Below are 13,537 nucleotides of genomic sequence, written 5' to 3'. Positions count from 1 at the left end.
CTGTTCGCGGCTTCATCCAGCGGGTTGGCCGCTCCGCATCGAGCGTTTGGCCGTTCGAAATCAACGCGACCCGGGTCGCATCAGGAGTTACGAGAGACATGACGAAGAAGAGTGACATCATCGAAGCCGTGGCCGCCAAGGCTGGCCTGACCCGCGCTGACGCGACCAGCGCCGTGGATACGGTGTTCGATACCATCACCAGCACCCTCGGCCGCGGCGACAGCGTTGCCATTGCCGGCTTCGGCACCTTCGAAGTGCGCGACCGCGCTGCACGCACCGGCCGCAATCCGCGCACCGGCGAAGAGATCCAGATCCCGGCTGCAAAGAATCCTGCATTCAAGGCTGGTAAAGCGCTGAAAGACGCTGTAAACTAATCGTCTTAGTCGGGGTGCTTAGCTCAGCGGTAGAGCGTCGCCCTTACAAGGCGAGGGTCGGGGGTTCGAACCCCTCAGCACCCACCACGCCAGGCTTCAAAAGGTTTCAAGCGCGGAGCGGTAGTTCAGTTGGTTAGAATGCTGGCCTGTCACGCCGGAGGTCGCGGGTTCGAGTCCCGTCCGCTCCGCCATTTTTGACCCAAAAACCCCTGCCCAGGCAGGGGTTTTTGCTTTTAAGGCTTTCATCCGCATCGTGTGTTCGTGCCCTCCAGCAGCCCAGCGCCTGCGGCGGTGCAATCCGGTTTAAAATGCGCGGCTACCTCCAGGGTCTGTACATACAATGCTGCAAGCACTCAGAGACAAGATGACAGGCTGGATCGCGATTGGAATCGTGATCCTGCTGGCAATTCCGTTCGCGTTCTTCGGCATGGAGCAGTACCTGTTCCAGAGCGGTGCCAATTACGCGGCCAAGGTGGAAGCCCCGCCCTCATGGTGGCGCAGTGCCCCCGACCTGTGGCCGGTGCGCAAGCTGGTGTGGAACAGCGAAATCATCGAGACCGAAGACTTCCGACGGGCATTCGAACAGGAGCGGCAGCAGCGCCGCATCCAGCAGGGCGACGCGTTTGATCCGCGTAGCTTCGAATCGATCGAGAGCCGTCGCCAGGTGCTTGAAGGCCTGATTGATCAGACCGTGCTGAGGCTCACTGCCGACAGCCGCGGCATCGCGGTCGGCAATGCGCAGGTGGCCGCGCAGATCCAGCAGATTCCCGGCTTCCAGGTGGACGGCCAGTTCGACCTGCAGCGTTATCAGGTGGCATTGCAGTCCCAGGTGCCACCGCAGAGCCCGACCCAGTTCGAAAACCTGGTGCGTGAGAGCCTGCAGCAGTCGCTGATTCCGGTGCAGGTGGCCGATTCGGCGTTTGTTACCCAGGCCCGGATCGATCGGCTGCTGGTGCTGTTGGGCGAACGCCGCGATGTTTCCTTCGCAGTGATCCCGGCGCTCGAGCCCGACGCGGAAGAGGTTGGCGACGAGGAAATCAATGCCTGGTACCAGGCCAACAGCGCCGAATATCGTGCGCCCGAGACGGTCACGATCGAATACATCGAAATGCAGGCCGCAGGTCTGGAGATCGACGATGAGCCGACGGATGAGGAATTGCGTGCTCACTTTGCGAGCGAGCGTGCGCGCTTCGTGGGCGATGAGCAGCGTCTGGCATCGCACATCCTGATTGAAGTGCCGGCCGACGCCAGCGCCGAGGAGTCGCAGGCGGCCCAGGCCCAGGCACGCGAGCTGGCCGAACAGGCCGCCGCCCCCGATGCGGACTTTGCCGCGCTGGCCCGCGAACATTCGGCGGATTTCGGCTCGGCTGAAATGGGCGGTGACCTGGGCTGGGTGCAGCCCGGCGAGATGGTGGCCGAGTTCGAGCAGGCGCTGTTTGAAATGGAGCCGGGCGACGTGAGCGGACCGGTCAGGACTGACTTCGGCTGGCACGTGCTGCAGCTGCGCGAAGTGCAGGGCGGCGGCGACACGGTTGCTTTTGAAGACGTGCGTGACCAGCTGCTGGAGGAGTTGTCAGGCAGCGCCCGCGAGCGCGCCTACAGTGATCTGGTCGGCACCGTGGTGGACCAGGCTTACCGTGATCCGAACTCCCTGGAGCCGGCAGCGGCGATCGGTGGATTCGAAGTGAAGCAGGCGGGGCCGTTCGCCCGCGGCGAAGGTGAGGGCGTCATCGCCAACCCGGCGGTGCAGCGCGCTGCGTTCACCGAAAGCCTGATCGAGGACCAGACGGTCAGTGATCCGATCGATATCGCCCCGAACCACAGCGTCCTGATCCGCGTGACCGGTCATTCTCCCGAGCGTGTCCGTCCGTTGGAGGAAGTCCGCGACGAGGTGATCGCCGCGATCCGTGTGGACCGTGCGACCAACCGCGCGATCGCCCAGGCCGACGGCATCATCGAGCGCATGAGCCAGGGCACCGCGCTCAGCGAGGTTGCCGAAGAGGAAGGCCTGGCCGTGCAGGAAGTGCCGGGCGTGCCGCGCGGTACCCCAGTGCCACATCCGGCCGCGGTGGAAGCCTATTTCTCCGCCGAAGCACCGGCAGAGGGTGCCTCAACCCCGGGCAAGGTGGTGCTGGATGACGGCCATATCGTGGTGTTCGAAGTGACCGCGGTGAACCCGGGCAATCCGGAGGACGCCAGTGCGCAGGAGCGCGCCATGCTGGCCCAGCAGCTGGAGGTGGGCGCCGGTAACGATGCGGCTGCCTCGTTGCTGCGCACGCTCCGTCAGAACATGAAAGTGACGGTGGTTGAATCCCAGCTCTGACGGGATTGGTCATGACAAAAAAAGACCCGGGTGCAAGCCCGGGTCTTTTTTTGCGCGCTTGTCAGGGGCGTGGCCCCGTCCGGCTCACTCGATGCCGGTCATGCTGACGATGTTGTAGCCGCCGTCCACGTAGGTGACCTCGCCGGTGACGCCGGCTGCCAGGTCCGAGGCCAGGAACGCGGCCACGTTGCCCACGTCCTCGATGGTGACCGTGCGCCGCAGCGGTGCTTCGGATTCCACATGGCCCAGGATCTTGCGGAAGCCGCCGATGCCGGCCGCGGCGAGCGTCTTGATCGGCCCGGCCGAGATGGCATTCACCCGGATACCTTCCGGCCCCAGGTTGTAGGCCAGGTAGCGCATGGTCGCTTCCAGACTGGCTTTGGCCACGCCCATCACGTTGTAGCTGGGCAGGGTGCGTACGGCGCCCAGGTAGGTCAGCGTCAGCATGGAGCCATTGCGTCCCTGCATCAGCGGTCGGGCGCCCTTGGCCAGGGCCGCGAAGGAGTACGCGGAAATGTCATGGGCGGTCGAAAACGCATCGCGTGAAAGGCCGTCGAGGAACTCGCCTGCGATGGCTTCGCGCGGGGCGAATGCGATGGCGTGGACGAGGATGTCGAAGCCGTCGGTCCAGTGCTTGCCCAGGTCGGAGAAAAGAGCTTCGATCTCGGCATCATCAGTGACATCAAGCGGGAATGACGGCCCGCCGCCCAGGCGCGAGGCAACGTCCTCCACGCGCGATTTGAGCTTGTCATTCTGGTACGTGAAGGCCAGTTCGGCCCCTTCCCGGTGCATCGCTTCGGCGATGCCGTTGGCGATCGAACGCTGACTTGCGATGCCCGTGATCAGGGCGCGCTTGCCTTTCAGAAAACCCATGGATAGTGATCTCGCGGTTGAACAACCGCTCTAGTTTGCCATGTGCGGCTGTCTACCGGGGCCGCCTTCGTCAATCTGCAGGACCATGCCGGGCTGGATCACGCTGCTGGCTTCAAGGCCGTTGCGCAGCAGCAGCTGGGCCGCGCTCAGCCCATAGTGGCGGGCGATGCGCCAGATGGACTCGCCGCGCGCCACCGTATGCAGGCGGGGGGCGGTGCGGGTCGTTGCCGGCGGCAGGGCGGCAACCGTGGTTGCGTCGTCTTCCACCAGGTCGCTGGCATCAGCGAGGAAGACGGGGCTGTCGTTCCGGGCGCGTCGGCCGGGCGCGAGCTCGGGTGCGAGCTCGGGTGCGAGTGCGGGCGGACGGGTGATCGGCGCCTGCTCCACCCGCAGCGCCATCAGGGCGTGCTCGGCGGGTGCCGGGGCCAGCACAGACTGGCCGCGGTTGGCGCTGGCCACGTTGCCGTTGGCGAAGACCGGATTGAAGTGCCGGACCATCGCGGGATCCAGGCCCCTGCGATTGGCCCAGGTGTCCAGCTGGCGCACATTGGCCGGCAGCTCCGCGGCGGTCAGCACCGGTACCGTCTGGTCGATCGCCTGCAGCCATTCCTCGCGCTCTCCGGCCTCCACCAGCAGGCAGGCCAGGGCCTGCAGCTTGCGTACGTAGGCGCGGGTAATGGGCGGCACGGACAGCTTCTCGGGCTCGGCGTCCATGGCCCGCTGGCCGGCGTTGCGCAAGGCGCCGAAGATCCGGTATTCACCGGCGTTGTAACCCATCACGGCCAGCCGCCAGTCGCCGGCGAACATGCCGTGCAGCGTGCGCAGATAGCGCACCGCGGCGGTGGTTGACTCCACTGGCGAGAGCCGGCCGTCGTAACCGGGCCGGATCGCGACCTCGTGGTTGCGGGCGGTGGCGGTGATGAACTGCCACAGACCGGTCGGCCCGGATGGGCTGCGTGCCCCGGGCTGGTAGCCGCTCTCGACGAACGGGATCAGCGCGTATTCGGTGGGCAGGTGGTACTCGCGCAGGGAATCGACCACGTAACCGAACAGCGGCAGCAACCGATCCGGGCGATCGGCGAGATCACGTGGGACATGGGAAAAATGCTGTCGCCAGCGGTCGCTGGAGTCCACCGCGCATTCCTGGTCCGACAGCCCGTCGCGGAAATCGATATAGATGTCGCGCCCGCTGCGGGTGATGGGCTGCAGGGCGTCGGTGGTCTGTCCGGTGGATCCGGCAATGGCCGGCATCTGCAGGCCCATGGCCGTGCCGCTGTTGCTGGCGGCCGAAGCCGGCAGCGCGCAGAGTGCGCCCAGCAGGGCGGCAGCAAGCAGGCCAGCGGCATGCCTGCTCGAACGGGGATTCCGTCTGAAAATCATCCGCTGAAGTTGTCCTTCCACGCACGCAGCGCGGCAAACAGCGCCACCCGGTTGTCGGCCTGGTCAGTGCTCAGCCGGCCCACGAGGGCGGCGCGCACCTGCGGTACGTCGATGCGCAGGAACGGGTTGCAGGCCAGTTCCTGGGCGAGGGTGGATGGCAATGTGGGTTGATCCTGGGCGCGCATGCGCTCGACTTCCTCACTGCGTTCGCGCAGCTGCGCATTGCCCGGCTCGACGGCCAGGGCAAAAGCGGCGTTGCTGCGCGTGTATTCATGCCCGCAACAGACCAGTGTCTGCGGCGGCAAGGCGGCCAGGCGATCCAGCGACTGGAGCATCTGCGCCGGGCTACCCTCGAACAGCCGCCCGCAACCCAGGCTGAACAAGGTGTCGCCCGGGAACAGCGTGCCGTGACCGTGGAAGGCGATATGACTGCTGGTGTGGCCCGGCACGGCGATCACCTGCAGGCGCCACGGGCCGGTCTGAATGGTGTCTCCATCGCCCACCCGGATGGTCGCGGTGGCAATGCGCTCATCATCGGGGGCGTACACCGGCAGCCCTGGCCAGCGCTCCAGCAGGGCTGGCACGCCGCCCACGTGGTCGTGGTGATGATGGGTGAGCAGAATCGCAGCCGGCGTCCGGCCGCTGCGCGCGGCTTCTTCCAGTACCGGGTCGGCTTCTCCGGGATCGACCACGAGCATGTGCCCGTCCGGCGCGTCCAGAGTCCAGATGTAGTTGTCGCTCAAAGCCCTCAGAGGGGTGGCTTGCATCGCGGACCGGCTCCCCGGCACCCAGTAGAATGGGGACCATGCCCGCGAATTTACCAGCAGGTCAACCCGCCGCCCGCCGCTCCTGGTTCGAGTCCGGGCCCGGTCAGGCCCTGATTGAAAGCGAGATTCCGCTGATCCGACGCACGCTGTCGGAGCGGCCGGCGCTGCCATGGCTGTGGTTTTCGCCGGGCTCCGTCAGGATCGAAAGCCCCGGTCGCGGCCTGTGCCTGGTGGCCAACGGCGGCGATTGGGAAGGACAGGTGCGCTGCCGCCTGCCGCTTCCGCTGGCCAGTGAATCGATCGCCACGGTGGTACTGCAGCACGTACCGGCCGGGGAGGGGCTCGCCGAGCTGCTGGGCGAATGCGCCAGGGTGCTGGTGGATGGCGGGCGCGTGCACCTGTTCACGCTGAACCCGCTGTCGCCCTATCGGCTGCGCTGGCAGGGCGCCGGTTTGCACGCCAGTGAACCGCTGACCTGGCGTCGACGCCTGCGGCGGGTGGGGCTGGAGCCAGATCCGGTCTCGCAGGGGGTGGGCCCGGTCTGGCGCGTAGAGGCGCGGCCCGGGGCAGGCAGCGGTCCTGGCCTGCGCGCGGCCTATGCGCTGCGTGCCGAAAAGCGTGTCATGCCGCTGACGCCAACGCCCGGTGGCGTACGTCAGCTTCGTTTTCAGCAAGGATTGAGTACCGGATGAGTGTCCACAAGCAAGTTCAGATCCACACCGATGGCGCCTGCCTGGGCAATCCCGGGCCGGGCGGCTGGGCCGCGCTGCTGCGCTATGGCCAGCGGGAAAAAGAGTTGGCGGGCGGAGAAGACCAGAGCACCAACAACCGCATGGAGCTGATGGCCGCGATCCGCGCGCTGGAAGCGCTGTCCGAGCCCTGCGACGTGGTGCTCCACACCGATTCGCAATACGTGCGCAAGGGCATCACCGAGTGGATGGCGAACTGGTTGCGCCGCAACTGGCGCACCGCTGCCGGCGCCCCGGTCAAGAACCAGGACCTGTGGCAGCGCCTGCATGCGGCTGCGCAGCGACACACGGTGGACTGGCGCTGGGTCAAGGGCCATTCCGGCGATCCTGACAACGAGCGCGTCGATACCCTGGCGCGCGACCAGGCGGAACGCTGCAAGGCCAGGCTTTCAGCCGTCATCCAGTAGAGCGAAGGGATTTTCAGGTTCTCCAATGTCCAATACAGAATCAACCAGCGCGGGGTCCCTCCGCCAGATCGTCCTAGATACGGAAACCACCGGCCTGGAGTGGAAGAAAGGCAACCGGGTGGTGGAGATCGGCTGCGTCGAGCTAATTGAGCGCCGGCCCACCGGGCGCACCTGGCACCAGTACATCAACCCCAAGTGCGAGTTCGAGCCGGGGGCGCAGGAAGTGACCGGGCTCACGCTCGAATTCCTGGCCGACAAGCCGCTGTTTGAAGACGTGGTCGACGATTTCCTGGCGTTCGTCGATGGCGCCGAGCTGGTGATCCACAACGCCGCGTTCGATATCGGGTTTCTTGATTCCGAGCTGAGCCGGTTGGGAGACAGCTACGGCTGCATGACCGACCGGACGATGGTGCTGGACTCGTTGGACCTTGCCCGCCAACGCTACCCCGGTCAGCGCAACTCGCTGGACGCGCTGTGCCGGCGCCTGGGCGTGGACAACGCCCACCGACAGCTGCACGGCGCCTTGCTGGACGCCCAGCTGCTGGCCGAGGTGTATCTGCAGCTGACCGCCGGCCAGCGGGAGATCGGTTTTGCCGCGTTCGAGCCGGCTGCTGATGCGGTGGCTTTGGCGGGTTCGATTCGGCCAGCCGGCCCCAGGCCGCGGGTGGTGCCCACGGATGAGGAGCTGGCCCTGCATGCGGCCCGTGTGGAAGCGATCGGCAACCGCAGCGGTCGCACGCTGTGGCAGGCGCCGGAACAGGTGGCCGGGCGCGAAGTCGAGCCTGCCTGAGATGACCTTGCGGGCCCGCTGACAGCGGGCGTCGCTCAGCTGCGCCGCACCAGCACCACGGTCACGTTGTCCGACCCGCCGTTGTCCAGCGCGGCCGCCACCAGCCCGTCAACGCATTCCTGCGCACTGCATTCGGTGTGTGACAGCACCCGGGCAATGCCGGGGTCGTCCATTTCCTCAGTCAGGCCGTCGCTGCACAGCAACAGCTGCATGCCCGGCAGCAGTTCACCGGTCATGGTTTCCACGTTCAGCGCCTTCGGATCGGTGATGCCGAGCGCCTGGGTCACCACGTTGCGATGCGGGTGGTCGCGGGCCTGGTCCACGCTGATGGTGCCCTGCCGGATCAGCTCCTGGACGTAGCTGTGGTCCTGGGAGAGCTGGGTCAGCCGGCCTGCATGCCACAGGTACACGCGACTGTCGCCCACCCAGGCTACTTCGAAGCGGTTCTGGCGCACCCGCGCAGCCACCACGGTGGTACCCATCGGCAGGGTGTCGTGACGCTGGCGGGACACGCGGATGATCTCCTCATCGGCGATCCGGATCGCCTGTTCCAGCGGCGTACCCTGACGGATCTCGCGCACGATGGTTTCACGGGCCAGCGCGCTGGCGACTTCGCCATATTCATGCCCACCCATGCCATCGGCCACCAGCCACAGGCCCAGGTCGCTGTCACCGTAGTAGGTGTCCTCATTGAGGTCCCTGCGCATGCCGACGTGGGTCAGATGACCGAATTCGATCATGGGGTTGCCCGCATCCATGAGTGATTCGGTGTCCGGATTGAACGCTGGAGGCGGCGCTTGAGGCTGCGTTGTGCGGACGTCGGCCGCGGTGTCTGCTGGATCTGCGTCGGCCACTGACAACCCGGGTGCTGCGGAAGGGTTGGTTAACTTAGCAGAGTGGCGGTCAGGGGGAGCCCCGGGGGTGCCTGCGGTTTCGGGTAACGGAGACCGATCGTTCATGCGGGGCGCCGGTTGTGGGGGAGCCTGTGCTGCGGGCTCTCTACTGGAACATACGTAAAACAGGGCAGGGGAGGACACCCACGCGTCCGGCTCAATCGCTGCCGGCGCGGCGCCGCCAGGTGAGCCGCAGCCCGGCGTGGGCAAGCTGTTGGCTGAAGCGGCTGGAAAGCGCCAGATCGCCGGCGGCCAGCAGGCTGCCGTCAGGGGCGGAAATCAGAGGCAGGCGTTCGCGAACCCAGGGCGCGACGTCCAGTTCCTGCAGCACATGCTTGAGCGCGTGCGAGTGGCCGCGGCCTGGCAACACGATCCGCTCGCCGCCCTGGCGCGCGTGGACCTGCAGCTGCCAGGGGTCTGCGCCCGGGTCGCTGGCGGAGCCCAGCCGCTCCAGGCAAAGCAGATCACCGGTGGGGAGGTGCAGCGGCTCAGCACCGTCCCAGCAAACCCGGTAGTTGGCAGGCAGGGCACGGTTGTCCGCGCTGGCGTGCAGCAAGTTGCGCCAGCGCCGGATCCGGGCGCCCGACCATGCAAAGGCCGCTGTGGCGTCTGCGCGCGCTGACAGCAGGTCCGACTCCACATGCGCCACGCCTTGCGCAGGCAGGGCGGGCAGGCCCAACTGCGCCAGCCACGCGCGCAGGAGGCGGGCCCGTCGCTCGCGCGGGTAGCGCAGCAGGGCGTCGGTCCGGATAACCTGGGGGTCCGCGGTGGACACCGCAGCCAGGCCTTGCTGGTCTTCCGCGGCCAGCAGGTCTGCTGCTTCTTCCGCCAGCGCGGCGCTGCGCGCGAAGGCGGCGGAGGCGTGGGGCCAGCGCTCGCGCAGCAGGGGCAGCACGTGCACACGCAGATGGGTGCGATCGTGGTCGGAAGCTGCGTTGCTGGGGTCGTCCACCCAGTGCAGGCCGTTGGCGCGGGCGTATTCGAGCAGTTCGGTCTGCGGAAGTTGCAGCAGCGGGCGCCACAGCCAGCCGCGACCGATCCTGCGCCATGCCGGCATGGCCCGCAGCCCCTCGACGCCCGAGCCGCGTAGAGCGCGCAGCAGGAAGGTTTCGGCCTGGTCATCGCGGTGGTGGGCCAGGGCGAGGATCCCGCCCTCTTCAAGCGCGGCCTCGAATGCCTGGTAGCGTGCCAGGCGGGCGGCGGCTTCCAGCCCCTGGCCCGCGCTGCGGTCAACCGCGACCCGGGCAATGGTCAGCGGCAGGTCAAGCGCTGCGCAGGTTGCCTGGCAATGCTGCGCCCAGTCATCCGCCTGGGTTTGCAGGCCGTGGTGCACATGAATCGCGCGCAGGCCGCGGGCGCGGATGGCGCCGTCAGCGGCCAGCAGGTGCAGCAGCGCCGTGGAGTCCATCCCGCCGCTGTAGCCCACCAGCACCGGGCCAGCGACGGGCGGGGGCGACAGCACGGGCGGGTGCTCAGCGCCCCTCGTAGGCGCCGTAGCTGCGCAGGCGCTGGTAACGCTGTTCCAGCAGCTGTGCGGGTGGACGTGCTTCCAGTTCATCCAGCTGGTTGAGCAGCACCGCCTTGAGCCGGATCGCGGTCTGGGCGGGGTTGCGGTGGGCGCCACCGATCGGTTCGCGCACCACCTTGTCCACCAGCCCCAGTCCATGCAGGCGCTTGGCGGTCAGACCCAGCTGCTCGGCGGCCTCGCGCTTCTTGTCGGCGTCCTTCCATAGGATCGAAGCACAGCCCTCGGGCGAGATCACCGAGTAGGTGCTGTATTCCAGCATCAACGTGCGGTCGCCAACGCCGATCGCCAGCGCACCGCCGGAGCCGCCTTCGCCGATGACCGTGCACAGGATCGGCACTGACAGCTCGGCCATTTCGATCAGGTTGCGGGCAATGGCCTCGGACTGGCCGCGTTCTTCCGCGCCGATGCCAGGGTAGGCGCCCGGGGTGTCGATGAAAGTCAGCAGCGGCAGCTTGAAGCGCTCAGCCATTTTCATCAGCCGCAATGCCTTGCGGTAGCCCTCGGGGCGCGGCATGCCGAAGTTGCGGCGCACCTTGGCGCGGGTGTCGCGGCCTTTTTCGTGGCCGATGATCATCACCGGACGGCCGTCGATCCGGCCCAGTCCGCCAATGATCGCCGGGTCGTCGGCATAGGCGCGGTCGCCGGCAAGCTCTTCGAACTCGTCGCAGACCACGCGGATGTAATCGCTGGTGTAGGGCCGGGCGGGATGCCGCGCCAGCTGGGACACCTGCCAGGGATTCAGGTCGCGGAAGATCTGCGCGGTGCGGCGGCGCAGCTTGTCCTGCAGGGTGCGCAGTTCGGAGTCGATATTGACCTCCGGACCGGTGCTGGCTTGGCGCAGCTCCTGGATTTTGCTTTCCAGGTCGGCAATGGGCTGTTCGAAATCGAGGTAGTTCGGATTCATCTGTAACCGGGCCGTAAAACAATCACGACAGTCTATCCGACCAGCTGCCGCGGCACCGTACCGTGGCGTGTGTTGTTCGTGTTACCGGTACGTGAAGCGGCATTGGGATGGCATCGGTAACATCGACAGCGCCTGAATACTGGAAGGGGGCTTCATGCTGACCCGGCTGCACGATCTTTTCGGCCTTCGCACCGGCCCGGTGACGTTCTTCGTCTCGGTGCTGATCATCTTCGCCTTCGCCGTGGCGATGTCGATCTTTCCTGGACCCGTCCAGGGCGCCTTCGGGGTGGTGGCGAGCTACCTTCGCTACGAGCTCGGCTGGTTCTACACCCTGGGCACAACCGGGCTGGTGATCTTCGCATTCGTGCTCGCGGCAAGCCGCTACGGACGGGTGAAGCTTGGCGATGACGATTCGGAGCCGGAATTCTCCGGCGTGGCCTGGTTCGGCATGCTGTTTGCGGCCGGGGTGGGCGCGGTGCTGATGTTCTGGGGCGTAGCCGAGCCGATGAACCACTACGCCAATCCACCGCTTTACGGCACGGTGCCGGCAAGCGACATGGCGGCCATGCAGGCTCTGGCCATCGCCAACTTCCACTTCGGCATCCATATGTGGGCGCTGCTGGTGATTCCGGGGCTGTGCTTTGGCTACTTCACCTACAAGCGCCGGCTGCCGCCGCGGGTGTCCTCGGCGCTGCAGCCGCTGCTCGGGGACGGCATCCACGGTCCGTGGGGCAAGGCGGTGGACATCCTCTGCGTGGTGGCCACGGTCTTCGGCCTGGCGGTCTCGGTCGGCCTGGGCGCGATGCAGATCAACGCCGGCATGAATTACGTCATGGGCGTGCCCATGAACGGCTGGCTGCAGGCCGGCATCATCGCTGTCATCACCGCGCTCGCACTCGTCTCGGCGCTGTCCGGCCTGGACAAGGGCGTCAAGCGGCTTTCCTACCTGAACATCGTGCTGACGGTGGCGCTGATGCTGTTCGTGCTCATGTGGGGCGCCACCATGGACACGGTCCGCGGCATCGTGGAGTCGGCGGGGGCCTACGTGAGCCATCTGCCCGTGCTGTCCTTCTTCAACGATTCCTTTGGTAGCGGACGCTGGTCCGGCGACTGGACCGTTTTCTACTATGCGTGGACGGTCACCTGGTCGCCCTTCGTGGGGCTGTTCATTGCGCGTATTTCGCGCGGGCGGACGATCCGCGCCTTCGTTACCGCCTCCATCGGTCTGCCCACGGCCTTCGTCATCATCTGGATGGGCACCTTCGGGTTCAGCGCGTTCCGCATTGATCGGGCCGCGGAGACAGCCGGGTCCCTGACCGAAACCATCGTGACCAACGGGCACGTGGAAGCCGCGCTGTTCCAGTTCCTGCAGTCGTTCCCGCTCTACGGGTTCACGGCGGTGCTGGCGCTGATCGTGATTGGCATCTTTTTCGTCACCTCGCTGGACTCTGGCGCGCTGGTGCTGGACAACCTGGCGTCCGGGCATGAAGACGTGGGCCCCAGGCGCCAGCGCGTGCTCTGGGCGCTGTCCGTGGGCATCGTGTGCGCGGTGATCCTGGTGACCTCGGGCGAGCACGGGCTGGCGGCCCTGCAGGAGGTGATCATCGTCATCGGCGCCCCGGTGATGGTGCTGGTCGTAGGCTTGTGCGCGCTGCTGCTGAAGGCGTTACGAGAGGATGTCGGCACGCCCAAGCCGATTCGCACGCGGCAGTGGAAGAAGGTGCTGCCGATCGAGGAATACGAACGGCGGGCCCAGGAAGACGAGCACGACATGGCCGAGTACGTGATTCGACCCGAGTACGAGCTGGGCACCGAGCCGGAGCACGACACCCACCAGCCGCATACCTGGCACTGGCAGCAGGCCCAGGAGACCGGGGCCCTGCTGACCATCGGTCTGACCGGCGGCATCGGGTCCGGTAGATCTCTTGCGGCCGAGGATTTCCGTGCGCTGGGGGCAGTGGTAATCAGCGCCGACGAGCTGGTGCGCCGGGTGCTCAGGCCTGGAACCGAGGCGCTGGGGGAAATCAGGGAGGTGTTTGGCCAGGAAGTCATCACCGACGGCGGTGAACTGAACCGCTACGCGCTTGGAAAGCTGGTGGCCGGCAATGAGACCGCCCGGTCCAGGCTCAACCAGATCATCCATCCGCGGGTGCGCGATGAAATTGCGCGTCGTGCTGCCCAGGCCGGCCCCGACGCGGTAGTCGTGGCGGACGTGCCGATGCTGGCCGAGACCGACCAGCCCAGGTTCGGGCTCAACCTGGTGCTGGTGGTGGAAGCACCCGCCGAGAAGCGGGTGACCCGCCTGGTCAACGAGCGGGGACTGTCGAGGAAGCAGGCCTGGGAGCGGATCGATTCGCAGGCGACGGACGAAGAGCGCCGCGAGATCGCCGACGAGGTGATCGTCAACGATTCAGGGCGCGAGGCGCTTACCGGGGCGGTGCGTGAATTCTGGAACGAGCGGGTGCAGCCGGTGGTCGATGAGCATCGAGCTGGCTCGGACGGAGACGATGCAGGAGGAGCGCCGGACTCATGAGTCCGACCTGGTCAGC

Annotated in this window: 12 protein-coding genes and 2 tRNA genes; 8 read left to right on the top strand and 6 right to left on the bottom strand. The window is 66.7% G+C overall.

The window, feature by feature from the left end:
• Positions 1-98: 98 nt before the first annotated feature.
• The 4 genes from WCE59_RS07710 (at position 99) to WCE59_RS07695 (ending at position 2,697) form a co-directional block, all read left to right on the top strand.
• Positions 99-374, top strand: a complete 276-nt coding sequence (locus WCE59_RS07710) for an HU family DNA-binding protein (RefSeq protein WP_343258166.1) — start codon at positions 99-101, stop codon at positions 372-374.
• Positions 375-386: 12 nt separating this feature from the next.
• Positions 387-461 (top strand) — tRNA-Val (locus WCE59_RS07705).
• Positions 462-488: 27 nt separating this feature from the next.
• A tRNA-Asp gene (locus WCE59_RS07700) sits at positions 489-565 on the top strand.
• Between the two features lie 149 nt (positions 566-714).
• Positions 715-2,697: a SurA N-terminal domain-containing protein gene (locus tag WCE59_RS07695; protein ID WP_343258165.1), complete on the top strand. Its 1,983-nt coding sequence runs from the start codon at positions 715-717 to the stop codon at positions 2,695-2,697.
• Between the two features lie 84 nt (positions 2,698-2,781).
• Here WCE59_RS07695 and WCE59_RS07690 read toward each other — a convergent pair whose 3' ends face one another.
• The 3 genes from WCE59_RS07690 to gloB are packed head-to-tail and all read right to left on the bottom strand — an operon-like array spanning position 2,782 to position 5,717.
• Positions 2,782-3,570: an enoyl-ACP reductase FabI gene (locus tag WCE59_RS07690; RefSeq protein ID WP_343258164.1), complete on the bottom strand. Its 789-nt coding sequence runs from the start codon at positions 3,568-3,570 to the stop codon at positions 2,782-2,784.
• 30 nt (positions 3,571-3,600) lie between these two features.
• The gene (locus WCE59_RS07685; protein ID WP_343258163.1) at positions 3,601-4,950 is read right to left on the bottom strand and encodes a lytic transglycosylase domain-containing protein; all 1,350 of its coding nucleotides are present in this window, start codon (positions 4,948-4,950) and stop codon (positions 3,601-3,603) included.
• On the bottom strand, positions 4,947-5,717 hold the full coding sequence (gene gloB, locus WCE59_RS07680; RefSeq protein ID WP_343258162.1) for a hydroxyacylglutathione hydrolase: 771 nt from the start codon (positions 5,715-5,717) through the stop codon (positions 4,947-4,949). The genes WCE59_RS07685 and gloB overlap by 4 nt, the downstream gene beginning before the upstream one ends.
• A 38-nt stretch (positions 5,718-5,755) precedes the next feature.
• Here gloB and WCE59_RS07675 point away from each other — a divergent pair, with 38 nt between their 5' ends.
• From WCE59_RS07675 to dnaQ, 3 genes are read left to right on the top strand one after another with little or no spacing between them, the layout of a single operon-like run.
• Complete coding sequence (locus WCE59_RS07675) at positions 5,756-6,409, top strand: hypothetical protein (RefSeq protein WP_343258161.1); 654 nt, start codon at positions 5,756-5,758, stop codon at positions 6,407-6,409.
• A complete protein-coding gene (rnhA, locus tag WCE59_RS07670) occupies positions 6,406-6,873 on the top strand; it encodes a ribonuclease HI (protein WP_343258160.1) in 468 nt (155 codons plus the stop codon). The genes WCE59_RS07675 and rnhA overlap by 4 nt, the downstream gene beginning before the upstream one ends.
• A gap of 25 nt (positions 6,874-6,898) precedes the next feature.
• Positions 6,899-7,663, top strand: a complete 765-nt coding sequence (gene dnaQ / locus WCE59_RS07665) for a DNA polymerase III subunit epsilon (RefSeq protein WP_343258159.1) — start codon at positions 6,899-6,901, stop codon at positions 7,661-7,663.
• Positions 7,664-7,698: 35 nt separating this feature from the next.
• Here dnaQ and WCE59_RS07660 read toward each other — a convergent pair whose 3' ends face one another.
• The 3 genes from WCE59_RS07660 to WCE59_RS07650 all read right to left on the bottom strand — a co-directional run bounded on the left by WCE59_RS07660 (position 7,699) and on the right by WCE59_RS07650 (position 10,988).
• Positions 7,699-8,403 (bottom strand): PP2C family protein-serine/threonine phosphatase, encoded by a 705-nt coding sequence (locus WCE59_RS07660; protein ID WP_343258158.1) that lies wholly within the window; start codon positions 8,401-8,403, stop codon positions 7,699-7,701.
• 310 nt (positions 8,404-8,713) lie between these two features.
• Complete coding sequence (gene tilS, locus WCE59_RS07655; protein ID WP_343258157.1) at positions 8,714-10,018, bottom strand: tRNA lysidine(34) synthetase TilS; 1,305 nt, start codon at positions 10,016-10,018, stop codon at positions 8,714-8,716.
• Between the two features lie 10 nt (positions 10,019-10,028).
• Positions 10,029-10,988, bottom strand: a complete 960-nt coding sequence (locus tag WCE59_RS07650; RefSeq protein ID WP_343258156.1) for an acetyl-CoA carboxylase carboxyltransferase subunit alpha — start codon at positions 10,986-10,988, stop codon at positions 10,029-10,031.
• A gap of 154 nt (positions 10,989-11,142) precedes the next feature.
• Between WCE59_RS07650 and coaE the strand changes: the two genes are divergently transcribed.
• Positions 11,143-13,521: a dephospho-CoA kinase gene (gene coaE, locus WCE59_RS07645; protein WP_343258155.1), complete on the top strand. Its 2,379-nt coding sequence runs from the start codon at positions 11,143-11,145 to the stop codon at positions 13,519-13,521.
• Positions 13,522-13,537: the final 16 nt, after the last annotated feature.

It is taken from the genome of Luteimonas qiangzhengi (genome assembly GCF_039548515.1).
Lineage (GTDB): Bacteria > Pseudomonadota > Gammaproteobacteria > Xanthomonadales > Xanthomonadaceae > Luteimonas.
Note: the sequence above shows the minus strand (reverse complement) of the source record. Positions and strands in the feature narration are given on the sequence as shown.